The organism is Acinetobacter tibetensis, from assembly GCF_023824315.1.
Classification (GTDB): domain Bacteria; phylum Pseudomonadota; class Gammaproteobacteria; order Pseudomonadales; family Moraxellaceae; genus Acinetobacter; species Acinetobacter tibetensis.
Window position 1 is genome coordinate 2,624,667 of sequence record NZ_CP098732.1, and the last position, 25,263, is coordinate 2,649,929.

Annotated in this window: 21 protein-coding genes; 9 read left to right on the forward strand and 12 right to left on the reverse strand. The window is 41.3% G+C overall.

Going from position 1 to position 25,263, the window contains the following annotated elements:
* Nucleotides 1-67: 67 nt before the first annotated feature.
* Genes M5E07_RS12665 through M5E07_RS12690 form a run of 6 tightly spaced genes read right to left on the reverse strand, consistent with a single transcriptional unit; the run spans nucleotide 68 to nucleotide 9,486 of the window.
* Nucleotides 68-1,786 (reverse strand): ABC transporter ATP-binding protein, encoded by a 1,719-nt coding sequence (locus M5E07_RS12665; RefSeq protein ID WP_252219675.1) that lies wholly within the window; start codon nucleotides 1,784-1,786, stop codon nucleotides 68-70.
* 13 nt (nucleotides 1,787-1,799) lie between these two features.
* Complete coding sequence (locus M5E07_RS12670) at nucleotides 1,800-2,942, reverse strand: ABC transporter permease (protein ID WP_252219678.1); 1,143 nt, start codon at nucleotides 2,940-2,942, stop codon at nucleotides 1,800-1,802.
* Nucleotides 2,943-2,949: 7 nt separating this feature from the next.
* The gene (locus tag M5E07_RS12675) at nucleotides 2,950-3,888 is read right to left on the reverse strand and encodes an ABC transporter permease (protein WP_252219680.1); all 939 of its coding nucleotides are present in this window, start codon (nucleotides 3,886-3,888) and stop codon (nucleotides 2,950-2,952) included.
* 11 nt (nucleotides 3,889-3,899) lie between these two features.
* On the reverse strand, nucleotides 3,900-5,915 hold the full coding sequence (locus tag M5E07_RS12680) for a M3 family metallopeptidase (RefSeq protein WP_252219682.1): 2,016 nt from the start codon (nucleotides 5,913-5,915) through the stop codon (nucleotides 3,900-3,902).
* A gap of 24 nt (nucleotides 5,916-5,939) precedes the next feature.
* On the reverse strand, nucleotides 5,940-7,748 hold the full coding sequence (locus M5E07_RS12685) for an ABC transporter substrate-binding protein (RefSeq protein ID WP_252219685.1): 1,809 nt from the start codon (nucleotides 7,746-7,748) through the stop codon (nucleotides 5,940-5,942).
* 13 nt (nucleotides 7,749-7,761) lie between these two features.
* Nucleotides 7,762-9,486 carry an ABC transporter substrate-binding protein gene (locus tag M5E07_RS12690; RefSeq protein ID WP_252223826.1) on the reverse strand — a complete coding sequence of 575 codons (1,725 nt, stop codon included), beginning with the start codon at nucleotides 9,484-9,486 and terminating at the stop codon, nucleotides 7,762-7,764.
* A 786-nt stretch (nucleotides 9,487-10,272) separates the two neighbouring features.
* On the opposite strand from M5E07_RS12690, the gene M5E07_RS12695 reads away from it, so the two are divergent.
* From M5E07_RS12695 to M5E07_RS12720, 6 genes are all read left to right on the forward strand, one after another.
* On the forward strand, nucleotides 10,273-12,945 hold the full coding sequence (locus M5E07_RS12695; RefSeq protein WP_252219689.1) for a TonB-dependent receptor: 2,673 nt from the start codon (nucleotides 10,273-10,275) through the stop codon (nucleotides 12,943-12,945).
* Between the two features lie 163 nt (nucleotides 12,946-13,108).
* Nucleotides 13,109-13,819 carry an energy transducer TonB gene (locus M5E07_RS12700; RefSeq protein WP_252219692.1) on the forward strand — a complete coding sequence of 237 codons (711 nt, stop codon included), beginning with the start codon at nucleotides 13,109-13,111 and terminating at the stop codon, nucleotides 13,817-13,819.
* 28 nt (nucleotides 13,820-13,847) lie between these two features.
* On the forward strand, nucleotides 13,848-14,717 hold the full coding sequence (locus M5E07_RS12705; RefSeq protein WP_252219695.1) for a MotA/TolQ/ExbB proton channel family protein: 870 nt from the start codon (nucleotides 13,848-13,850) through the stop codon (nucleotides 14,715-14,717).
* A 15-nt stretch (nucleotides 14,718-14,732) separates the two neighbouring features.
* Entirely contained in the window at nucleotides 14,733-15,158 is a 426-nt protein-coding gene (locus M5E07_RS12710; protein WP_252219697.1) for an ExbD/TolR family protein, read from the forward strand.
* Between the two features lie 21 nt (nucleotides 15,159-15,179).
* On the forward strand, nucleotides 15,180-15,602 hold the full coding sequence (locus tag M5E07_RS12715) for an ExbD/TolR family protein (protein WP_116760161.1): 423 nt from the start codon (nucleotides 15,180-15,182) through the stop codon (nucleotides 15,600-15,602).
* A gap of 266 nt (nucleotides 15,603-15,868) precedes the next feature.
* Nucleotides 15,869-16,999, forward strand: coding sequence for a hypothetical protein (locus tag M5E07_RS12720; protein ID WP_252219699.1), 1,131 nt, complete (start codon nucleotides 15,869-15,871; stop codon nucleotides 16,997-16,999).
* Nucleotides 17,000-17,054: 55 nt separating this feature from the next.
* Here M5E07_RS12720 and bioD read toward each other — a convergent pair whose 3' ends face one another.
* From bioD to M5E07_RS12745, 5 genes are all read right to left on the reverse strand, one after another.
* Nucleotides 17,055-17,696 carry a dethiobiotin synthase gene (bioD, locus tag M5E07_RS12725; RefSeq protein WP_252219702.1) on the reverse strand — a complete coding sequence of 214 codons (642 nt, stop codon included), beginning with the start codon at nucleotides 17,694-17,696 and terminating at the stop codon, nucleotides 17,055-17,057.
* Entirely contained in the window at nucleotides 17,693-18,472 is a 780-nt protein-coding gene (gene bioC / locus M5E07_RS12730) for a malonyl-ACP O-methyltransferase BioC (protein WP_252223828.1), read from the reverse strand. The genes bioD and bioC overlap by 4 nt, the downstream gene beginning before the upstream one ends.
* A gap of 9 nt (nucleotides 18,473-18,481) precedes the next feature.
* Nucleotides 18,482-19,639 (reverse strand): 8-amino-7-oxononanoate synthase, encoded by a 1,158-nt coding sequence (locus M5E07_RS12735; protein ID WP_252219705.1) that lies wholly within the window; start codon nucleotides 19,637-19,639, stop codon nucleotides 18,482-18,484.
* Complete coding sequence (gene bioA, locus M5E07_RS12740; RefSeq protein ID WP_252219707.1) at nucleotides 19,636-20,919, reverse strand: adenosylmethionine--8-amino-7-oxononanoate transaminase; 1,284 nt, start codon at nucleotides 20,917-20,919, stop codon at nucleotides 19,636-19,638. The genes M5E07_RS12735 and bioA overlap by 4 nt, the downstream gene beginning before the upstream one ends.
* A 105-nt stretch (nucleotides 20,920-21,024) precedes the next feature.
* Nucleotides 21,025-21,738 (reverse strand): alpha/beta hydrolase family protein, encoded by a 714-nt coding sequence (locus M5E07_RS12745; protein ID WP_252219710.1) that lies wholly within the window; start codon nucleotides 21,736-21,738, stop codon nucleotides 21,025-21,027.
* 281 nt (nucleotides 21,739-22,019) lie between these two features.
* Here M5E07_RS12745 and M5E07_RS12750 point away from each other — a divergent pair, with 281 nt between their 5' ends.
* Nucleotides 22,020-22,556, forward strand: coding sequence for a peroxiredoxin (locus M5E07_RS12750; RefSeq protein WP_252223831.1), 537 nt, complete (start codon nucleotides 22,020-22,022; stop codon nucleotides 22,554-22,556).
* A gap of 6 nt (nucleotides 22,557-22,562) precedes the next feature.
* On the forward strand, nucleotides 22,563-23,072 hold the full coding sequence (locus M5E07_RS12755) for a hypothetical protein (protein WP_252219713.1): 510 nt from the start codon (nucleotides 22,563-22,565) through the stop codon (nucleotides 23,070-23,072).
* 71 nt (nucleotides 23,073-23,143) lie between these two features.
* Here the strand turns inward: M5E07_RS12755 and ftn are convergent, their stop codons facing one another.
* Nucleotides 23,144-23,608: a heteropolymeric bacterioferritin subunit Ftn gene (ftn, locus tag M5E07_RS12760; RefSeq protein ID WP_116760145.1), complete on the reverse strand. Its 465-nt coding sequence runs from the start codon at nucleotides 23,606-23,608 to the stop codon at nucleotides 23,144-23,146.
* 573 nt (nucleotides 23,609-24,181) lie between these two features.
* Between ftn and M5E07_RS12765 the strand changes: the two genes are divergently transcribed.
* The gene (locus tag M5E07_RS12765) at nucleotides 24,182-25,249 is read left to right on the forward strand and encodes an SDR family oxidoreductase (RefSeq protein ID WP_252219716.1); all 1,068 of its coding nucleotides are present in this window, start codon (nucleotides 24,182-24,184) and stop codon (nucleotides 25,247-25,249) included.
* Nucleotides 25,250-25,263: the final 14 nt, after the last annotated feature.

Below are 25,263 nucleotides of genomic sequence, written 5' to 3' on the forward strand. Positions count from 1 at the left end.
CTCTTTTTATATGTGATGTGGATGCAGTTTAATAAGTACGTTTTAGTTATCCAAACTCAGCGATTGATTACACTCCCCTTGGTATAGCACTGAGTAAGCGTTGGGTATATTCATGTTGTGGCGACTGATACAAATCATCTGAATTGGCAATTTCGACAATATCCCCATGATTCATAACCATAATCTGATCTGAGATATATTTCACCACTGACAAATCATGTGAGATAAAAATATAACTCAAGCCAAACTCATCCTGTAAATCTTGCAGTAAATTCAAGACCTGTGCTTGTACGGAAACATCCAATGCCGACACCGATTCATCACAGATCAAGATTTCAGGTTTTAAGGTTAGGCAGCGTGCAATCGCAATGCGCTGTCGCTGTCCACCCGAAAACTCATGTGGATAACGATGATATGCCGATGCGGGCAAACTGACTCGCTCCAGTAGATCCAAGGCGATTTTTTTGCGTTCAGCATCATTGGTACCAATGCCATGCACCTGCATCGGCTCCAGTAGAATTTGTCCTACCGTAAAGCGCGGATTAAGCGATGCATAAGGATTTTGAAAAATAATCTGAATTTTACGTTGAAACTGGGCAAACTGCTTATCTGACATTGCCAAGATATCTTGTCCATAAATCCGAGCCGTCCCCCCTGTTGCTTGTTGCAACCGCATGAGTAATAGCCCAATGGTGGTTTTACCTGAACCTGACTCCCCCACCAAGCCTAATGTTTTGCCTTTCGCCAATTGAAACGAAACACCTTTGACCGCCTGATACTCTTCTCGACCAAACACCCCTTTACGACTATAAAATGATTTTTTTAAGTCTCGAACATCCAGAATGATTTCTTCATTGCCCTTCAGCCCGCGTTGTCGCTGTGCACGAGGCTGTTCAGTCACCACTTTTTCTATCCAATCCTGACCTTGTTGCTGCATAAAGTCACTGATCATCGGCAAGCGGAACGGGCGTTGTGACAGTTGCGGACGACATTGTAATAAGGCACGGGTATAAATATCTTGTGGCTGCTCCAAGACTGATTTTACTGCGCCTTGCTCACGAATTTCCCCATGCCGCATTACAATCACGCGATCGGCAATTTCACCCACCAATGCCAAGTCATGGGTAATAAACAGCATCGACATATTACGGCGTTGCTGTAAGTCTTGTAATAAATCTAAAATTTGCTTTTGAATGGTCACATCTAGTGCTGTGGTGGGTTCATCCGCAATCAATAACTTCGGTTCACAGGCAATTGCCATCGCAATCATCACACGTTGTTGCTGCCCACCTGAAAGCTGACTGGGATAAGCATCAATTTTGGTTTCAGGAGAAGGAATACCGACTTCTTTGAGTAACTCTAAAGTACGTGCTCTGGCTTGCTTACGCCCCATGGCCAAATGTAGCCTGAGTACTTCTGCAATCTGATCGCCCACAGTAAATACAGGATTCAGCGAAGACATCGGTTCCTGAAAAATCATGGCGATGTCTTTGCCACAAATTTTTCGCATCTCTGCACGTGATAAGGTCAATAAATTGACGTCTTCAAACACAATCTTACTTTCTGCCGAAATTCGACTTTGCTCTGGTGGCAGTAAACCCATGGTCGCAAGAGATGTTACTGATTTACCACTGCCCGACTCGCCCACTAAGGCAACCGTGGTATGCACTGGAATTTCAAATGATATTCCCTTCACCGTTTCGATGTACTGTTTATTTTCTCCCTTAAAACTGACTTTAAGATTTTCAACTTTTAATAAGATTGAGTTTTGTTTTGATTCAGTCATGTTCATACACCTCTTATTTTAGTTTTGGGTCCAGTGCATCACGCAATGCATCAGTAAACATGGAAAATGCGGTGACCAAGACTGCCATTGCGATGGAAGCTGCCGCCAATTGCCACCATTTACCTAAAATCAATTCACTTTGTGCCTCATTCAGCATACTGCCCCAAGACACCACCCCTACGGGTACACCAAAACCTAAGAAGCTGAGAATGACTTCGGACTTAATAAAGGCCACCACAAGAATCGAAATTTGCACCAAAGCAATATGACTGACATTCGGGAAAATATGGACAAACATACGTCTAAAATGACTGACCCCAATAGCTTTGGCAGCCAGCACATATTCACGCGAGGTATGTTTCATATACTCGGCACGAATCAACCGATAAACACCTGTCCAACCTGTTAAACCCAATATCAATACAATCGAGACAATGCCTTTTTGCTGTAGTACCGCTGCAATGGCTAAAATCAGTAACAGATAAGGAATAGAAGTAAAGATGTTATAAAACCAGTTCAGGACATCATCGACCCAGCCACCAAAGTAACCTGAAATTGCCCCAAGCACTGTCCCAATCACCACCGCCAATAAGGCTGCGACCACACCAACAATAATGGATGTTTCTGCCCCTTTAATGGTTTTTTGCAAGACATCTTGTCCCCATTTGTCAGCACCAAAAGGAAGAGTTTGTTTTAATTCAGCCTGTTGATCCAACAAATGCCCATCCAATTGCTGATCTATCGCTTTCATGTCCTCCGCCAATGGATCAACCACACCGTAATAATCTATCGCGCCACCAGCACTTTGTTCTTTGACAATTTCGGCATTCAGTTCATGAATCACATCTTTTAAGGGATCAACGGGATTTTCAGGCAAAGCCTGTGATTGAGTAGCGACTTTTTCGGTTGTATCACGGACAGCATCTGCCCCCATAAAGGTGGGTGGCGCATAGCTGACAGCGACTTCTTTATTCCAGTTGGAGGCAATCACTCCTGTCATGGACAGCAGTAACATCACGAAATAACACAGCACCACAAACAATGAGATCATGGCGATACGATCTGCCTTTAATCGACGCATCGCCAGTTGCCAAAGTCCAGAAGAAGTGGTGTCTGTGGTATCCAGTGCTTTTCTTTTAAATATCACACTTAACATAGTTCACCTACTTCAACTGTACGCGAGGATCGACCAACTTATACACCAGATCGGCAATCAGGTTAAAAATCATGGTGGCTGCTGCCACATAAACTGTGATGGCTTTAATCACAGGAAAATCACTGCGTTCGACCGCAATAATCACTTCCCGCCCAATGCCCGGAATACCAAAAAAGCGCTCAATCAAAAATGCCCCAATCAACAATGCAGGTAAGGTCGCCATAACATCGGTAATAATCGGGATAGAGGCATTGCGCAGTACATGCACGCCAAGGATGCGACGTTCTCCCACCCCTTTGGCACGTGCTGTACGCACATAGTCCTGATTCACTTCATCGAGAACAAAGCTGCGGTAAAGTCTTAAGGTCGGTGCAATACTGACCACCAGCATGATTAAAATCGGCAGTAAGGCATATTTAAATAGGTTTTCACTAAAATGATCACTCCAACCTTGCACGGGGAACCAACTCAGTTGATAAGCAAATACATACTGAAAAACAATGATATACACCAAAATACTGATCGACATGCCAATGGTACACATCATCATGACCATACGATCCGTTAGAGTGCCACGCACCGCAGAAACCGCCAATGCCAAAATAATCGAGATCACAGTTTGCAAAATCGTGAGTGGAATGAGTAAGGTCAATGACGGACCTAAACGTGTGGTGATAATTTGTGAAACAGACTCCCCTGTACTCCAACTTAGACCATAATCAAAGGTCAAAATCTGTTTGATGAAAATCCACAACTGTACATAGTAGGGTTGATCGACGCCCAACTGTTGGCGAATATTTTCAATCTGTTCTGGATTGGACATTTTGCCTGCCAGAATATAAGCAGGATCTCCCCCCACCCAGTTAAACAGAAAGAAAATCAGCAGTACAACTCCGAGCATGGTCGGAATCATTTGCCATAGGCGACGTATGATATATGCCAGCATATTGATGCCCCCTATTTAACCCGTTGGCCTGTAATTTCATCGAAAAAGGCTTTGTTGTCGGGTTTACGACCCAAGAAATCTTTCACCAAGTCTTCTGCAGGTTTCTGGCCGCCTTGAGATAAAATGGTTTGGCGATAACGTTGCCCCACTTCTGGATTATTTAAATTCTTGCCAAAAGCAGAAAGCATGTCTAAAGCAAGCACTTCAGACCACATATAGCCGTAATAACCCACTTGATAGCCGCCCATGATGTGCCCAAACTGCCCAGGAAATTCCGTGTTGGGTACATAGCCCAGTGCGGTTGAGCCTTCCATTTTCTTCCAGACATCTAAAGGCTGTACCTTCAAAGCATTACTGCCATGTAGTGCCATATCATATTGGGCGTACAAAGTTTGACGAGCATAATGCAAGCCACGACCATAACTGTGTACTGCATTCAGTTTGGTAATCAACTTATCATCGACCCGAGGACATGCAGGTTGGCAATAATCTGCCACTTTCGATAATGTTTCTTTGCGTCTTGCCCATTCCTCATACATTTGCGAAGGAGCTTCAACAAAGTCACGTTCTACCGATGTACCTGATTGTGCGGAATAACGGGTAGTCGACAAAATGCCATGCAATGCATGTCCAAACTCGTGCACAAAGGTTTCCAGTTCATCACTGTTTAAACCTTTGCGGTTAAAATTGGTAACCAATGCCGAAATCGGTTTACGCCCCGTTAAGCTACTGCCACCATAAACACCCCATACCGCAGCATGTCCGTATTTGCCTTCACGTGGGAATTTATCGACATATAGCCCACCTAAAAGCTGTCCTGTTTTCTGATCGGTTACATCGTAATATTCAACTTCGTTCTGCCAGACATCGACTTTGGCTGGTTTAAACTCAATGCCATACAGGTTAGATGAAATGGCGAATAACCAGTCCTGTGCGGCTTGAGTTGGGAAATATTCCCGCATTTTTTCTTGGTCGATCTGATACTTGGCTTTACGCAGCTTTTCGCTCCAATATGCCTCACTCCATCGTTCGATTTTGGCTTGCGCTAAGGGAATATTTAAGGTTTTCGCTTGAAACTCGCGCAGTGTATTCACTTCTTTTTGTTCTAAAGGCGCAACCGTCGCATGTACTTCAGACAGAAATTTTTTCACGTTTTCTGGCGTTTCTGCCATACGTTTATGTAGCGCCCACTCGGCATAACTGGATTTACCAAACAATTGTGCCAATTCATAACGCAAGTCCATGGCTTGTTTCAGCAAGATCAAATTACGCTCACCTCCACGGCGGGTATAGGCAATTTGATAACGCTGGCGTGCAGCATCGTTGTCTGCCAATTCCATAAAAGGACGATATTCAGGATATTCAAAACCAAGTAAATAATTGCCTTGGTCATTTTTCTTTAAGGCATCGATATAGCTTTGTGGTAATCCTGTTAATTCGGTAGGTGTAAACTCCAGCTTTTGCGGATTATCACGCACATTACGCGCATATTCCTGCTCAATCTTCGCCAGTTCTGCCAAAATCACTTTTAAACGTGCTTGCTTTTCGGCACTTAACTGAATCCCTGTTTTTTCAAAATCATTGAGTAAATCTTCCCGAAACTTGCTATCAATCGCATCACTGGCTTGGGTGTTTTTAATTTGTTGATACAGTTTTGGATTTTGATAAATATCGGTTTGGAACTGACTAATCTTGATTTCACAACCTTCTGCCGCTTTACGCAGTGCCGCATCTGGGGAAACATTGCTGTATAAGCCAATGGGTCCATAAAAATCTTCAAACGAAGCAAAAATACGATCCCATTCTGCCAGTACAGGCGCGGCATTGTTCTGTGCCGTCATAGGCTTGGCTTCAAAATGCTTAAGCTGCTGTTGAATATCCTGAATTTTGGTATCACACAAAGCAGGAATATCTTGGGCTTGAAATTGCGGCAAGGTCTGACGCGTGGGAGAGTCTGCAAAAGTGAACTGCTGTATAGCAAAAGTCAAAACACTGAGTGCGGTCAATTTAAAGATTGGGTGATTCATCATTACTCCAGTTTTATTTAATTTCTATTTCTTCATGTCAATATCGATGTACATCCATTCCGCAGGCAAAATCGGATGCTTTTTAAAACCAATCACGCGGGGCTGTGCCAAGACATTACGATAACGCGCACCAATAATTTGTACGGGCATATACACTTCGAGCAAGCGTGACATTTTCCGATACAATGCATCTCGTTCTGGACTAGGCGGCATTTTCTGGCTTTGTTCATACAAACGGTCATATTCAGGAATTTTCACGCAGGCATTGTTGGTTACATTGATATTCTTGCCATAGAACAACTGCATAAAGTTGTCAGCATCTGGATAATCGGCAATCCAAGCCGAGCTTTTAAACATGGTCTTGCATTGCTTTTCTAACTTCAGTGCTTCAGCAAATGGCAAGGACTGGGTGCTCATTTTAATTTTGATACTATCCAGCGTTTTCTTCCAAAATTCTGCCTGTTGTTGACTCCGCGCACTATTACCCGAGATCGTCATATTAATTTGCAAAGGTTTACCATTCGGCAAAGTACGCCAACCATCTGCACCGACTTTATAGTGATAGCGGTCTAACAGTAGATTGGCGGCTTTAACAGAATAAGGAATACTGCTTTTATAGTTTGGATCATAGCCCACCACGCCATTTGGAATCGGGGCTTGTAAGCGTTGTGCATCGCCTTTTTGTAAAATATTGATGTAGTTATCTGCCGAAAAGGCCATCGCCATGGCACGACGCAAGGCGATTTTGTCTTTGCTCATACCACCCACGACTGGGTTTTGCATGTTCCAATAATGGTAATCAATCGAAGGATCAGTAATCCGCGACAGGTGTACGCCTTTTTTCGCCAGTTCAGGTTTGAGTTTGCCATTTTGCAAAGCTTGAACGGTTAATTCCCCATCCAAAGCAAACAGATCAACTTCATCTTTAATAAAAGACAACCAACGCGACTGCCCTTCTTCCATCACCTGAATATCAATCACGCCAATTTGTGGCATTTTTTTGCCTTGCATGGCTTTGACAATTTTCTGATCTTCTACCGTAGAAGCCTTAAAGTTCCAGACAAAACTACGAAAATCAGGATTAGCTTTCAAAATAATGCGGGAACCTGGCGTCCAACGAGTTAGCATATACGGCCCCGTTCCGACAGGGTGCCCCATGACAAAACCTGCTTTATCTCGATATTTCTCAATCACTTCACGTGCCACGGCACCCGCAGGTTGATGTGCCAGTAACATCGGAAAGTTTTGATCAGGACTGGTTAAACGAATCACCAAGGTATATCGGTCAGGCGTTTGCAAACCTGCAACGGGTTGATCGTAATTAAACTTGCCTGTTTTAGCCGCCTGTTTTAATACTGTGTCCATTCCTAAAATACGTCCATCCAGTAACCAACTGTTCGGAGAACGCAAGTTCGGATCGAGTAGGCGTTTAAAGGTATACACATAATCTGCCGAAGTTAGTTCACGCTTTTTGCCCTTAAAGACTGGATCTGCGGCAAAATAAATGCCCTTTTGGATACGAATGGTATAGGTCAAACCATCGGCACTGACTTCAGGTAAGGCGACTGCGGTACGTGGAACCAACTTTGCAGGCGATGCCAAATAATCGTAGGTAAACAAAGTCTCAAAAATTGAACCGTTGACATGCGCAGAATACAAATCATGTACGCCTGCGGGGTCAAAACCCGTTTCAGCCACAGGGAACACATAACGTAAGACTTTGTGTGGGTCGGCAGGGCTTTGTGCCAATAAACTCATAGAGCTTGTGATTAAAAGGCCACCTGCCAATACCCCTTTGAGCCAATACTGATTTTTTTTATTCAACTGTTTCATTGTTCGTCCAAGCTTATTTATTTTTTACAGGCTGTATATCTAAATATTGCCAGTTGGTATTCATCATTGGATGGGCTTTGAAACCCTGAACTTGTGGATGCAACAACCAGTTACGAATACGGCTACTATGAATAATCCATGGATTATCAGCTTCAATCTGACGGCTTAATTTTTCGTAATACGTTAAGCGTTGCTGTGGTGGTAAACCTAACATGTGCTGATACAGCGCATCATAACTTTTCGATTGATAACAACTTAAATTGCCCTGTGCTGAATTCGGCCCATACAGCAACTGAGCAAAATTCTCCCCTTCTGGATAATCGGCAATCCAAGCACCGCCCCAGACCATGTATTTGCATTGGGTTGCAGCTTTTAAATTATCGGCAAAATTACTGACCTGAAAATCGACCCGAATACCTATTGCATCCAGATTTTTTTTCCACAGTTCAGATTGCACCACGGAACTGGAACTATTTTCCGTCATAAACTTTAAAGTGAGTGCTTTGCCATTGGGTAAAGTCCGATAACCATCTGCACCTTTTTTATAACCGAAACGATCCAGTAGTTTATTGGCCAAGATAGGGTTATAGGCGAGGCTACTGCGATAATTCGGATTGAAGCCCTGCACACCGTCTGGAACCAGCATTTCAGACCTAACCGCCTGTCCCTTATAGAGTTGTTTAATCGCTTCGTCTTGATTAAATGACAAAGTGATTGCACGACGTAAGGCAATTTTATCCAGCCCAAACCCACCGACAATGGGATCTTTCATATTGAACATGGTGTAGGTAATTTCGGGGTCTTTATTGGGGTAGTGCTGAATCCCTTGCTTGACCAATTCAGGTTTGAGCTTCTGACCATCCAGTGCTTGCGGCACAGCATTCGAGGTTAATTTGTCGAAATCGAGTTGCCCTGTTTTAAATGCCAGCCAGCGCGATTGTTCTTCTTCAATAATACTGACCTCGACTTTACCAATTTGCGGCATCTGTTTGCCTGACATTTCTTGTACCAGTCGGTTATCCCAAGTACTACCTGTCGATTTGAAATTCCAGACAAAACCACGGTAATACGGGTTGGCGGTCAATTCAATTTTGCTACGAGGAACATACTTGCTCAGTTGATACGGCCCAGTCCCGACAGGATGCTGTACAATACGATCACCATAATATTCAACTACTTCGCGTGCTGTGGCACCAAAGGTGACATACGCCAGAATATACTGAAAATTATAATCAGGACGGGTCAGAGTAATTTGTAAGGTATAGGGGTCAAGGGCTTTTAAGCCTGCAATTGGAGTATCGTAATTAAACTTTCCCGTTTTCTTGGCCAGAGCATTGGCTTGATTGCCCCCCACAATTTTTCCATCAATGAATGAATAGGTGGCCGAACGGTTTTTTGGGTCTAAAATACGTTGAATGCTGTAAATATAATCTTGTGCTTTGAGTTCACGACGTTGCCCCTTAAACGCAGGGTCGGGAGAAAAATAAATTCCTGGCTTAATCTTAAAGGTATAAACCTTGCCATTTTGCTCGATACGCGGCAAAGCTTGTACCGTATTCGGCACCAACTGTACGGGACGGGCTAAATAATCGTATTTCAGCAAAGGTTCAAAAATAACCTCGGCTATTTTTCCGCTGTAAAAATTGTAGGTTTTGACCATATCAAAACCATCATCAGGTGCTTCTATCGCCACGTGTAAAATCTTGTTGGGTTGTGCAGTAGCCTTGGCTTTCAGCATACAGCCCGATGAAATCAACAGGGTTAAAATGGCTATTCTTAATTTTTTAGCTTCCAATTTTTACCTTTCCTGTGCTGCTCGCTTAAGCGCTGCGTCATGCATTGTTTTTAAACTGATGTGTTTATTGTTATCCATGTTCCATTTAAGCAAATTCTATGTCATCCGTCCTCTGCTTAAATCATGAATCCACAATGATTTGAGGCTAAAGCGAATTTCGTGCCATCCTGAAAAACTTGCCAGTGTTTAAAAAAACCACATTATTTAAAGTTATTTTTTATTAGATATTTATCGTATTTTTATCTAACACCTTCCTAGCTACAATTGACCAAAAAGTACAACAACCAGACCTACAATGAACACTTACACAACGCACAAAAAAAATACATATATGATTCATAATAGCTCATACTTGATTTTTTTATAACGGAAAATATATTCAATATACTGTTTTATATAAATTTTACTATTTATACGTTTTATAAAAATAAATTATCATTTACACAAAAATGTGAAGTTTCGTTTATTTTTCATACAAATGTTAAAAAATAATAAAATTCATGCTGACTTTTAGTTCCAAATTGACGCATTTTCACTCACCCCCCAATTATTGATCATCCTACTTATATAGCTAATAAAAGTTGTGAGTAAAATCACCTTTTAATTCTATAAAATAATTAAATTTCAAATATTTATATTTTAAGTATCTTTTAAAAAACAACTTGGCATCTGAATTGCTTAAACCTAGCCAGCAATCTCGCTAAATACAAAAAAAGGATTACTTTTACGATGATAAAGAACAAAAATGCTAAGGTGACGGTCAAGCCGTCAGTTAGCAAAGCAATTCTTAAATTAAGTACGCTCAGTTTAAGTATGATGTGTTTGTCTTTAGCTCATGCTGAAGACACAGAAATACCAGAACAACCCGTAAAAGTTGCCAAAGTCACAGTAACGGGATCTTCAATTAAAGGGGTAGCTGCGCAAAGTACCTCCCCCATTACAATTATTAAAGGCGAAGACTTAACCAATCAAGGGATTACCACCGTCGAAGAAGCATTGACCAAGGTCAGTGCCAACCAAGCGGGCTTTTCGACCTCACAGAACGTGGGTGCAAGTAATACCGAAGGTGCATCTGCCAACCTTCGTGCCTTAGGAACCGATAAAACCCTCGTTCTACTGAATGGGCGTCGTCTGGCCTATAGTGCATTTAGCACCTCCACCACCAACCTAAATATCATTCCATTGGCAATGATTGAGCGTATTGAAATTCTGCGTGATGGTGCTTCTGCCGTGTATGGTGCCGATGCCATTGCAGGGGTCATTAACTTAATTACCAAAAAAAGCTACGAGGGATTCAGCATCAGTGGTGGCTTTCTTCAACCTGAGCAGTCAGGCGGAGATAAACAAGACGTCCAAATTTTTGGTGGCTACGGTGATTTAGATGAACAAGGTTTTAACGTCTTTGGTGTGGTCGATTACCGTCGTTCTAATGACATTATGGCAAAAGACCGTAAAGTCAGTCAGCGCGGTGGTGTAATACCTGAACTCGGTATTGATGCCAGTTCAGCCAATGGTTTCCCTGCCAATTTTTATGATCCAACCACAGGAACATTGGGCAATCCTTATGGCAATAGTAACTGTAATAACACCCCAAATGTCGTGGCAGATGGTGGACTGTGCTATCTGAATACGCAAGCGCTGATTGGCATTGTGCCTGAAACGGAAACTATTTCGGCAATGGGTCGCGGTACTTTCAAACTGAGTGACACCTTCAATGCGATTGGTGAATATATCTATTCTCATAACGAAGTCACTACTTCCATTGCACCCGATGTCTACAGTCGCTCAGTAACTCTCCCTGAGACCAGTCCTTATTATCCTGGTAAAGGAATTACACCGTCTGTAGATGGTTTAAGCGGTGTTCCACTACAACTATATTTACGTTCACAAGCGGGCAATCGTGTTTCTCAATCGGTAAATGAGTCGCACCGTGCCTTTGTCGGCATTGAAGGTGAAGCCTATGGCTGGGACATTAACGGTGGCGTGACCTATGCCAAAAGTGAAGCGACCGACAGTTTTGTCAGTGGTTATTTAAACCGTAGCAAATTACAAGCCGCTTTAGATGATGGCTTGATCAATCCCTTTGGTACCAGTCCAGACTCAAGTTTATGGAATTCTTTTTCGGTCACAGGTGAATCGAATGTTGCTTCTTTAGATTCCACTACAGTGGACCTAACCGTGAGTCGACCTATTTATACCCTACCCGCAGGTGACATTGGTTTAGCACTCGGTGGCAGTTTCAGTAAACAAGAATGGGAAGCTAAGGTTAATTCAGACATTGTGAGTCAAGTCCCGAGTAGCGGTACAGACCCGAATAAACCGCTGAGCGAAGGTGACCGTGATATTACCGCCTTCTTTGGTGAATTACATATTCCAATCACCAAAACTTTAGAGGCTCAACTGGCAGCACGTTACGATGATTATAGTGACTTTGGCGATACCTTTAACCCCAAAATTGCTTTCCGTTGGGAACCACTCAAACAACTGATGTTCCGTACCTCCTACAGTACAGGTTTCCGCGCACCAAGCTTATATGACATCAATGCACCGCAAAGCGAAACCTACACTGGGGCAAGATATAACGACCCTGTGCTTTGTCCAGGGGGTAAAGCGACTTCTACACAATACCAAACCGAATGTAATGTGCAGTTCAAACGTATGCAAGGTGGTTCACCCGATTTACAACCAGAAGAATCCACCTCATATACTGCGGGTTTTGTGCTCGAACCCATCAAGAATTTAGTGTTCACAGCCGATTACTACAACATTGAAATTGATGGTCTTATCGACACCATTAGTGATGCCATGATTTTTGAAAATCCAACCAAATATGCAGACCGTTTTGTCCGTGATAATGAAGGTCGGATTAAATACGTCAACACTACACTGGTGAATATGGGCGGGATTAAAACCGAAGGGATTGACCTGACCCTGAACTATTTGACCCCAATGACCGCAACAGGTCGTTTGGGTTTCGGCATCGATGGCACCTATATCATCAAATATGACAAACAAGAAGAAGCTGGCGGAGCATGGGAAGGCAAAGTCGGAACGTATGACGACCCTGCAATTCTTCGTTGGAAACACGTTGCCAACATTAACTGGAGTTATGAAAACTGGAAGATGATGTTTGAGCAAGAATTCTACCGTGGCTATGACGACCAAAATGCCATAGGCGATGATGCTTATGACCACCACAAAGTCAGTGACTACACCCTCTATAACGTTTCAGGCACCTATAAAGGCTTTAAAAATCTAGAGCTGACTGCGGGGATTAAAAACCTATTTGATGCTGAGCCTGCCGCATCGAATGTGATAGACAACTTTCAATACGGTTATGACCCACGCTATAGCGACCCAACTGGACGTGCTTACTATCTGCGAGGGACTTACAAGTTCTAATTGGCGTTCTGTCCATCCTGTCTTGAAATCCTCCAGTGAGACAGTATGGGCAAAACATTTAATCCTTCATTTAGTCAAACAACAAATATCGTCAATCTGCCCATCTTTCATAAGCAGTGATGCATGAACGATTTATTGTTTGTCTCAAATTTCAGGAGTAACCATGGGCACGAGTTTCACAGCATTAGAGAACAATTCAGCCAAACGCCTGATTGGTATTGGGGCAGTCATTTTTCTGCATCTTATTATTTTCTATGCCCTTATGGCGGGTTTGTCCAAAACCATACATAAGCCCGAAGAACCAACCGTGGAATTGATGATTATTCAAGATAAACCACCTGAACCTGAAAAGCCGAAACCCAAAGAGATTCCGCCTGAACCACCCAAAATGGTTAAAGAGGTCGTAAAAAACCCTGTACCCGAGAAGCCCGTGGAAAAAGTCGAACGTGTGCAAAAAACAGCACCAGTTAGCCCAACTCAGCCTGTAAAAGCTGTCACACCGACACCTACCGCAGCGCCTTCACCAAGTCCAGTGCCTGCCCCTACACCTGTTGCGGCAGCAGCAACGCCAGCTCCTGCACCTAAACCTGCGGGTGTAACTCGCGGAGCATCGCAAGGTGAAGGAGGCTGTAAACAACCAGAAATGCCGCGTGAAGCACAAATGAATGGTGAATTTGGTGCAGTGACCATTTCGGTACTGGTCGGTACGGATGGAAAAGCCAAACAAGTCAAAGTGAAAAAATCCAGCGGTGTGAAGAGTTTAGATAAAGCAGCCTCTAAAGCTTATAGCTTATGCACCTTTAATCCCGCATTAAAAAATGGTGAACCGCAAGAAACTTGGTTTGAAATTCCTTATGAATTTGCACTGGACTAATGAATTAAACAAAAATTGGAGCATATAGATGAATAAAATGATCAATCCTGTCAAAAAAATCGCCACTGTTGGCCTACTTGCAGCAAGTAGCCTTCTCCCGATTCATCCTGCATTTGCTGAAGATACGGCCCCTGCAACGACGACAGCAGTAACTTCGAGTAACACCGCCACTGCACCGCAACCACCTGCCAAATCAGAAGCCCCTGCATACAACCCTTATGGCTTAGAAGCCATGTGGAAAGAAGGTGACATGGTCGCCAAAACCACGCTGTTTATTCTAGTCATGATGTCGATTGGCACGTGGTACATCATGATTACCAAACTGCTGCAACAATCAAAAATTAAAGGACAAGGTCGTAAAGCCGATGCTGAATTCTGGGATGCCAGTACACTCGAAAGTGCAACAGATAGCTTAGACAAAGACAGTGTTTTCCGTTTTATTGCGGAAAAAGGTATTCACTCGACCAAAAACCACGAAGGAACTTTACTAGAACGTATCGACTTTAATACGTGGGTAACCATTTCCATTCAACGCGCCATCGACAAAATTCAAAGTCATTTAAGTGGCGGACTGGCGTTTCTGGCAACCGTTGGCTCAACTGCACCGTTTGTGGGGTTATTTGGGACGGTTTGGGGAATTTATCACGCACTCACCGCTATCGGCATGTCGGGTCAAGCATCGATTGATAAAGTTGCAGGTCCTGTTGGTGAGGCTCTCATTATGACGGCGATTGGTCTGGCCGTCGCAGTGCCAGCGGTGCTCGGCTACAACTGGTTAACCCGTCGCAATAAAGCCGTGATGGAAAATGTCCGTACTTTTGGCTCTGATTTACACACAGTCTTACTCAGTGGCGAAATCAGCAGCAATCCAAATCATAAAAAAGTTGTGAATAAATAAAAGAGGACATCAACCATGGGCATGATGGTCAGTTCAGATGACAGTGAAGATGATGTAATCGGAACCATTAATACAACCCCGCTAGTGGATATTATGCTGGTTCTGCTGATTATTTTTCTCATTACGGTGCCTGTTGCCATTCATACAGTACCCGTAAAATTACCTGAAGAGAAAAATACACCGTATGCCAATAAACCTGAAAATATTCAACTTGCAGTCAATAAAAATGGTGATGTGTTCTGGAATGAAAAATATATTGAAGACAAAGCCACACTGATGACACGCTTACAAGCTGAGGCGCAAAAACGTCCACAGCCCGAAGTGCATATTCGTGGTGATCAACAGACTCACTTTGATGCGATTGATCAAGTGATTAATGCAACCAAACACGCTGGGATTGGTAAAATTGCGTTTGTCACCACTCCCCCAGCTTCACCGTAATTGGGTCAGAAGGAGCAAGTTATGGGTATGAATGTTGGCTCAAATGATGACGATGATGTCCTACTCGATGTCAACATGACACCGTTAATTGATGTCATGTTGGTGTTGATTATTATGTTTATTATCACCATCCCAATTCCAAATAATGCCATCAATATTAATTTGCCGAATGGTGCTCCGCCACCACAAAGCAATGAAAAACCACCGGAAATCATCAATCTCAAATTAGATGCACAAGGAAAAATCTTTTGGAATGGTCAGCCTGTAGAGAATCAACAGGCTTTAGAAAACTTATTTATGACGGTGTCTAAAAAGTCTGAACAAGACCAAATTAAACTACAGCCTGACCGTATGACCGAATACAAACAAGTCGCAATGGTCATGGCGATGGCACAACGTCTAAATATCACTAAAATTGGAATTGAGAGTAACGCTTCACTTTAATCTTGTCGAAAAAAATCCGCATTTCATCTCTATAAAATGCGGTTTTTTTTTGTTTGTAAAATCGACTTCTTCACTTATCAATCAGCTATAAAAATCATGTATGAAAACACTCGGCATTCAAATGCTCGGATTAACATCAATGATTCAATTTTTATGTACTCACATGGAAGAATAAAAATTATTCACCATACAGACCATTCTATATATAATCTGCTTCTAACTTTAAAACTTAATAATTCAATAATTTAAAACCTAGAGTCATACAAATGAAGAAATTTACAACTTTAGCATTCTCTATATCCATTACAGTTTTAAGTGGATGTGGAGGAGGATCAGGTGATTCCACTTCCTCGACAACCCCATCCACTTCAAATTCAGGTTCTGGAGAATCGACCACGTTAACATGTGATCGAGGAATTCTTTTAAATTCCCAAATTACTGGAACTACTATTTTTGATGAGCCTTTATACAATTTTGATTATGAATATAAAAGTAGTGTAAATACTCCAAATTATGTAACTCAACTATATGCAGATGTGATTCAAAGAAATGGACAAATGCTCTATGTGAACTATGCACCCATTTATAATGTTAGTGCAGAAGAATTAGATAAAAGTACCGCAGAAAATGAAGAAATTTATGAAGGTTACATATTAAATAGTCAGGGGCTTTATACTCAAAAAAAACTTCAAAAACAATCTAATGGATGGCCTTACTATTACCTATCTTCATCTCAAGGGCTACAAGTTTCAACAGGATTATTTAATGATGAATGCAGCCTAAATGCAGGAAAGCAAAATTTTAATTTTGAAAAGATTGATCTGTCAGGTAAAACGATTTCAGATATTTTCCCGACCAATCTACTCACAGGATATCCTAAAACTCAGGATTATATTTACTTACACAATCAAATTGGCATGATTCTAAAAGGGAATAAAGATGCTTTAGCCGCCCTGCTTTCAAGCACTGCGACATTCCCCGCTGGTTCTTATGTTTATATTCCCAAATCTATTGTTAATGATGATTATCAATTTTACTTTTCCGAATCTACAGTAACAAATGCAACTAGTTTAAATGACTGGATTCAAAAATATTATGGTCAATCAGATTATACCTATAAGATTGGTAAGGTTTCTAATCTCGATGTGGCATATAGTGTAGATACTAATGGTAATCCTCTATATGAAGCTGGTGCTGATCCTGCAATTAGCAAAGATGGAAAAATTTATGATGGAGAATGGGATGTCAAAGGTGACATACTTTCTCCAGAATACGGCATGATTTTGAATGGTCAATTAGTCAACTACGAATCAAAGGGAAGTTATACGCTATTTAATAAATCAAGTTTTGAGTTTATTACTCAACAGATTAAAAATAACTATCCAAGCATTAATTAAATTTTAAGCCTATAATAAAAGAGGAGTTATTTTAAAATAACTCCTCTTTTTACATTTATAGCACAGGAATATCGATCCATTGTGCTTCTGGGAAATACTTGGCTAAATAAGCTTTCAGATATTCAGAAGTATCTTTGGAAATTAATGGATCTTGCGATTCATCATTTAAGTTATAAGCCAAAGCATATAAAGGTAAGCCTCGTGCTTTTAGTGCTTCTAGGCTCAGTAAAGTATGGTTAATACTACCCAAACGCCCAGAACTGACCAAAATCACAGGAAACTTTTTCTGTTCCAAATAATCAATGGTCAGTAATTCTGTGGTGAGTGGCACCATTAAACCGCCAGCACCTTCCAGTAACACCACCTCAAATTTTTCTGCCAATTGCTGTGTTGCAGCTTCAATTTTAGCAAAATCAATGTCACGACCATCCAGTTTGGTGGCTAAATGTGGTGAAGCAGGATAAGTAAAAATTTCTGGCATGGTCAGTTTACTTTCATCTTCTGGCAACCAACCTGTACCCATAATTTCACGGTGCTGCTGAATATCTTCAGACACATCCACATTGCCCGTTTGAATCAGTTTTTGGGTAATGACATGCTGACCTTGCGCATTCCATAACTTCGCCAGATATCCTGTGGTATAGGTCTTGCCAATGCCTGTATCAATTCCACTGACAAAATAGATGTCTGCCGTCATGTTGTTCTCCGTGCAATACAATAAATCGGGTGATAGCTGAGTGCATACTGTGCTTGCCCTTGCTGATCCATCTCCGAAAACTGCTGATAATCTTGATAAAACTGTTGTAACGTTTTCTTGGTCCAACGATGTGAAATATTGGTCGCAGTGACACCCGTGGCTTTTAAATGCTGTAACACCTGCTTGGGATGGGTAAAGTACAGCGTGGTCAGTTGTTCACTGAGGTGTAAAACCTCGAACCCCGATTGAATTAACGCTCGCTCCAGTTCAGGCATGCTGTGATATTCCAGTCCCTGCCCCGTTAAGGTTTTAATTTCTTTTAAATTCTGCTGTCCAAAAATGGAAAAACAGAAGAAACCTTCTTGCACCAAAGCATGTGCGACTTTAGTAAAAACTGCCTGTAAATCTATCATCCACTGTAAGGCAGAACTGGAAGTCACCACGTTTAATTGTGTTGGAAACTCAAGTTGTTCAATGTCCCCAATTCGCCATTCAATTTGTTGCTGTTGCGGAAAATGGCGTGCAACCTCAGTATATAGATCATTTAAAATCAGGTGATCCATTTGCAAATTTTGCAATAAAAGGTGACTCAAATTTCCAGAACCACAACCAATTTCAAAGACCCGCGCCTGATGACGAGTCGGCAAATGATCGAGCATCAATTGCATTAAATGTTGGCAAATTTGTTTTTGCACAATGGCATGTTCAGTATAGCTTTGTCCCGCTTGTGCAAAACGCTGAGCAACACGAGATTTATCTATTTGAGATGGATTCAACACTAAAACTCATAACAAAACGACAAACTGATCCAGTTCATCTTGCTGAAATTGGGTATTTAAACAAATACGTAAACGCGAACTTTGTACAGGAACCGTCGGTGGACGAACAGGCATAATATAAAAGCCTGCTTGCTGTAATTGTGCCGCAGTATCTACTGTTTTTTGCGACTCACCAATAATCACGGGCACAATATGACTGGTCGATGGACAAGCATAGCCTTTTGCCTGTATCGCTTGTTGTAAATAACTGCTTAATTGTTGTAAATGCTGACGGCTGGCATTCATACCCAATATTTTTTGGAAAATGAAGTTGGTCCATGCCATACACATCGGCGGTTGTGCGGTACTAAAAATTAAAGAACGCATGCGATTAATCAGAAATTCACGGATAATCGGATGGCAAATTAAGTAGCCACCGACTGAGGCCATCGCCTTACCAAATGTCCCTACCAAAAAGTCAATTTGCTCAATCACTTGATATTGTTCGGCACAACCTAAACCTTGTTCACCACGCACACCAATCGCATGTGCTTCATCCACATACAGCATGACTTTGGCAAATTGGGACTTAATACGAGCTAATTCTGCCAAATCAGTTTCATCGCCATCCATACTAAAAATGGATTCAGTCACCACAATAATGCGCTCAAAAGCCTCATCATCATGATATTTCTGCAACAATTGCGACAAATGCTGTAAGTCATTATGGCGATAACGGACATACTTGGCAGAGGAAAGACGAATCCCGTCAATCATACTGGCATGCACCAACTTATCCGCAAGAATAAGCGTCTTGGCATCACTGACCGCAGGTAAAATTCCAATATTCATGTGGTAGCCACTGTTGAATAACAGCGCAGCACGTCCAGCAAAAGCCTGACTTAAACTGGCTTCGAGCTGTTCATATTCAGGAAAATTCCCTGTCAATAAACGCGAAGATGATGAGCTCATCAGACGATGCGCATTCGGAGTTTCATCAAAAAACTGTTCGCGTAAGCTCAGATCTGAAGCCAAGCCCAAATAGTCATTTGAAGCTAAATTCAACATACGGCGTTGCTGAATTTCAATCCACTTCCCTTGTTGGGAGTTTGACGTAAATTGACGTAAATTGCCCTGCTGTTTTAGCTCATCCAACTGTGCAGCATAATGGTCTAACAAATTCATGCGGCTTCCTCTTGCATATGGCGAACCACATCCACCAATTCAGTCAATAAAGTATCCAACTGCGTTTCAGAAATGACATACGGCGGCATTACGTAGACCAACTTACCAAATGGACGAATCCAAATGCCACGTTTTACAAATTCTTGTTGTAGCGTTTTCATATCGACATTAAAGTTCAGCTCAACCACACCAATCGCCCCTAACACGCGTACATCCTGCACATAATTGAGTTGTGCTAATGGTGCAAGATGTTGCTGCAATTGGTTGCCAATGCGCTGGATGGTACTTTGCCAGTCTTGAGACACCAAGAGTTGCGTGCTGCGTAATGCCACTGCACAAGCCAATGGATTGGCCATAAAGGTGGGGCCATGCATAAACACGCCCGCTTCACCTTTAGAGATGGTTTCAGCCACATGCTTCGAGGTTAAGGTTGCAGACAGCGTCATATAACCACCTGTTAAGCCTTTGCCGATACACATAATATCGGGTTCAACTTGCGCATGTTCCCAAGCAAAGAGTTTGCCTGTACGCCCAAAACCTGTTGCGATTTCATCAAAAATGAGCAGGATATTATATTTTTCACAAAGCAGTTTGGCTTGGCGCAAATACTCAGGATGGTAGAAACGCATGCCACCTGCACCCTGCACAATCGGCTCAATAATCAGACCCGCAATACTGTGATGATGCTGTTCCAAGGTCTTAGCAAGTTCAGCAATATCAGTAGGATCCCAAGTCTGATCAAAACCGACTTGTGGTGCAGAAACAAAAATTCGATTTGGCAAGCTGCTGCCAAAAATCTGATGCATGCCCGTCACAGGATCACACACCGACATCGCATTCCACGTATCCCCGTGATAGCCAGAACGTGGCGTGACAAAATTGGTCTTTTCTGTATTGCCCTGTGCCGCCCAATATTGCACTGCCATTTTTAGCGCGACTTCGACTGCAACAGAACCTGAATCGGCATAGAAAATTTTGTCTAAACTGGGTGGCGTAATCTCTAATAACAGTTTGCCCAGTTCAATCGCAGGATCATGGGTAAAACCACCAAACATAATATGCGACATATTTTGCAACTGATCGGTCACCGCCTGATTCAAATCTGGGTGGTTATAACCATGAATCGCACACCACCATGACGACATACCATCAATCAGTTGGCGTCCATCATCCAGTTCAATTACTGCCCCATAAGCTTTCTTTACTTTGAAAGTTGGCAGCGGATTGGTCATAGAGGTATAAGGATGCCAGATATGTTCAAGGTCAAATAAATCAGTCATCCATAACTCCTGTGGTGTCGTATTTTTTGCAATGTGGGCTATCTTAAACCTGCAAGTTTCTAAAAAACATTGCGAGAATGGTCATTCCTAGACAGCCTGAAGTGGTTACTTCAGAAAATCTTCAATAATTTGCATAGTTTGTTCAACTTGGAAGCAAAGAAAACCATGCGAAGCATGTTCAATACTTACAACTTTTACATTTTCTGCAAGTAATTGCTGCATATTTTGAATAATTTCGCAAGGAACCAGAGCATCTTTCTCGGCAAACACATGCAATTGCTGCCCTGTATAATGCTCCAAAGTTTTGGCTAAATTCAACTGCTCCAATAACACTAAACCTTGTTCTAATAGTGAAATTGGTTGTGGCTTAATCAGTTTTTGCATTTGAACAAAATCTTTCTTGGCAGAATCTGCACCTTGGCACACCAAAAATCCAAAGCGCTTGAGCGTTGCCACAGCATCTTGTTGAAAGGACAATTTAAATTGCTTAAATGTTTCTTGTGGCATAGCAGTTGACCAAGTCGCTTGAGCAACAAAACATGGATTCGATGCCAAAGTAATCAACGTTTTCTGTTCCGCATACTGTTGTTCAAGCTGTTGTACTAACAATGTGGCAAGTTGACCACCTAAAGACCAGCCCATAATCACATCAAAGCGATGTGCCAGTTCGACATGGTGTTGCAGAATATCTGCATCCAAGGCATTAAAAATATTGATTAGCTCAACGACATATCCCTGTTGTTGTAGCTTATGTTGTAAAGGCTCTAACAGTTGTGTACCACCACCCCAACCCGTAATCAGTAAAATACTTTTGTTCAACGTTTTGCTCTAAAAATAAAACTTTGCACAGCAGTATAACTGCTTTTATTTTGCGACTGAGCTGCATTTCCTATCATTCTCAAACTGCAAAGTCACACTGTTTCACCTGATAAAGTCATCCCAAACATGGTTCAGGTTTTAATCCACTCACCAATCACCACACGTAGCCATTCTAGAATTTTGTTGTACGGGTGACAGCAATTGTTTGCTAAGATAAAGTTTCCTTAGCAGCGAAAAATTAGAAGAAAATGACTTTGAATCAATTGCTCCGTGTTAGCTTAATGGGTATGACCTGTAGTTTCGGGACTTATCATTTAACTCATGCCGAAACTTCGATTTTTTCTTCTTCTTCCTCAAGTCAAAAACAATGGGTTGGACAGGCAGCACCTAGCTTTAAATTACAAGATCAAAATGGCAAATGGCACGAATCCAAACAATATCGTGGTCAGTGGATGGTCTTGTATTTTTATCCCAAAGATGACTCCCCAGGCTGCACTCAAGAAGCCAACCAGTTTAAAGCGCTGTATCCAAAATTCTTAAAAGCAAATGCTGTGGTCTTGGGCGTCAGCCTAGACGATGTTAAATCCCATCAAAAATTTTCCAGCAAATTGGGACTCCCTTTTCCAATTTTGGCCGATCAAAAACAACAACTTGCAGGTCAGTTCAGCATAGTCCGTAATTTTGGTGTAGCTCAAATTACCAAGCGTGAAACTTTCTTGATTGATCCTAAGGGTACTATTGTCTACCACTACAGCAGTGTGAACACACAAACCCATGCCAAACAGGTTCTTGCAGATATTCAAAAAATAAAATGGTAATCACTAATGCAATTACAAAACAATGAAAAAATTTTATATAAAACAAAGCCTATAAATTCTATTTACCTATTTTTCCTATGTATGGTCATAGCAATATATGTTTCTTTTGCACTTCCGTTGCAGTCTAAACATTTTATAATGTTGGCTATATTATGCTTGTTGAGTTTTTTCAGATTTTTTGACTCTATCATTGTTACCAACCAACGTATCATTTCACATCTGTTTTTACGTCAGCGTACAGTTCAACTTTCTACATTGCAACAACCACCTTTTCTCACGATTGATCCTAAAAAATTCAGACAATATGAATGGCAACGTAAATTATTAAAAAAAAATTTCCAAGATTTTTGGCTATATAAAACAGATATTTATTTTAAACAATTAATTAGTGTAGTAGATCCAACCCCTTTAGAAAGAATCCCTTTATCTCTTTTTTCAAAAAAACAGAAAGATCGAATCATTCAAACATTGGCACAATCATGGCAACTTGATCCAACGATTGAACATCGAGAATAAGCTGTAATTTGATATCAAAAAAATTTAAACCATAAAAAACCCAGTATTTACTGGGTTTTTTTATTTGAATCTTACATTTGCGACTGAATATAATTTTGTAAGCCAATCAATTCAATTAAGCGAATTTGCTTTTCTAACCAGTAAGTATGATCTTCTTCAGTATCTGACATTTGCTGACGTAACATATCACGCGTGACATAATCACCTTTTTCTTCCGCCAGTTTCACGCCTTGCGCCAATTTCTCACGTACATGATATTCAAGTGCCAAGTCTGCCTTTAAACAGGTCACGACATCTTGTCCCACATCAATATCATCACGGTGCATATTCGGTGTACCTTCTAGGAAAAGTACACGACGAATCAAGGCATCTGCATGTGCTGCTTCTTCTTGCATTTCATGATCAATACGTTCAAAGATTTTACTTAAGCCCCAATCTTCATACATACGTGAATGAATAAGATATTGATCGCGAGCTGCTAGTTCCCCACCAATCAACATATTTAAATAGTCTACTACTTCTGGATTGCCGCGCATCTCGTTATACCCCTACCTTTTTCAAATATTATGGCGACATTTGAAAAGGATTGCAAAAGTTAAATTTTGTAAGTTTATGATTTTTATAAAATTAAAATGAGAAACATACGCATTTGCAGTTTAATTTAAGTCATTTTTCGCATATAAAATAAGCCTTTGCAGTATTTTGCATCTTAGGGCAAAGGCTATTTCATTCAAAATTTTGCTTATTTTAAAATTTGTAACTATTTTAAATAGCCCTTATTTCACCACGTCTTTAAAACATCACGAAGTTAAAATTATCACACCATCATTTTTTTATTATTAAAAATAAAAAGTTACACTCAATTTAGAGCTGCGAGTCCCCACTGTTGCATAGTAAGTGTTAAATACACCTTCTAAGATTTTTTCTTGATCACGTTGTCTATATGGGATAATCAAGTCGTCTTTAGCTCGCCCAATTTGGTTTTATAACGTGCATCAACATCTACGTTGAAATGACGCATAAGTTAGATACCTGTTTCCCATAAGCAAAGACTTTCATCACATTCGCGCTTACACTATGCCAATACCTAAAACAACAACGGTTGATCTATGACAAACTTAGCAACACAAGCACCTGTACTGGTCACAGGTGCCTCGGGTTATATTGCCAGTTGGGTAATTCAAAAATTATTAACCCAAGGCTATACCGTACATGCCACTGTCCGTGACCTGAACAAAACTCAAAGCTTCGCGCATTTATCTAAAATTGCAGAAAGCAGCACAGGAACACTCAAACTATTTAAAGCGAATTTGCTCGAACCAAATTCATTTAAAGAAGCCATGCAGGGCTGTGAAATTGTGTTTCATATGGCGTCACCTTTTGTCGTTACCAACTATAAAGATGCCGTGAAAGACATCATTGAACCTGCTGTTTTAGGTACAGAAAATGTTTTAAACACCGTGAATGAAACTGAGTCAGTCAAACGCGTCATTCTCACTTCGAGCATTGCATCGACATATGGTGATGCCGTGGATATTTTAAAAACTGATCATAATACTTTTGATGAAAGTCACTGGAATACCAGCAGCTCAGAAACCCATCAGCCTTATCCATATTCTAAAGTGATGGCTGAACGTAAAGCTTGGGAAATGGCAGATGCACAAAACCGTTGGCAATTGATTTGCATTAACCCAGCATTGGTCTTTGGTCATTCATTAACGCAAAATACGCAGTCAGGTTCAATTGAGGTCTTACAACAATTTACCAATGGCTTAACTCTCGCTGGTGTTCCACCCATGTGGAATGGTGTGGTCGATGTTCAAGATGTCGCCGAAGCACACCTACAGGCGGCATTTAACCCAAAAGCAACAGGCCGTTACATCGTCAGTGGCGATACTTTGAGTTTGCTTGAAATTGGTCAATTACTTAAAGCACATTTTGGTTGGAAGTTTCCATTTCCACGCAATGAACTGCCAAAAACGGCCTTTAAAGTGATTGGTCCGTTCATTGGTTTTAGTCGTGAATTTGTTGAGCTGAATATGGGTTACCCTATTTATTTTGATGCGAGCAAGAGCCAAAAAGAATTAGGTTTACAGTATCGCGATGTCAAAGAAAGCTTGATTGAGCACTTTCAACAATTGCTCAACGATGGTCTGATCAAACAATATATTCCTTAATAATCACTATAAAA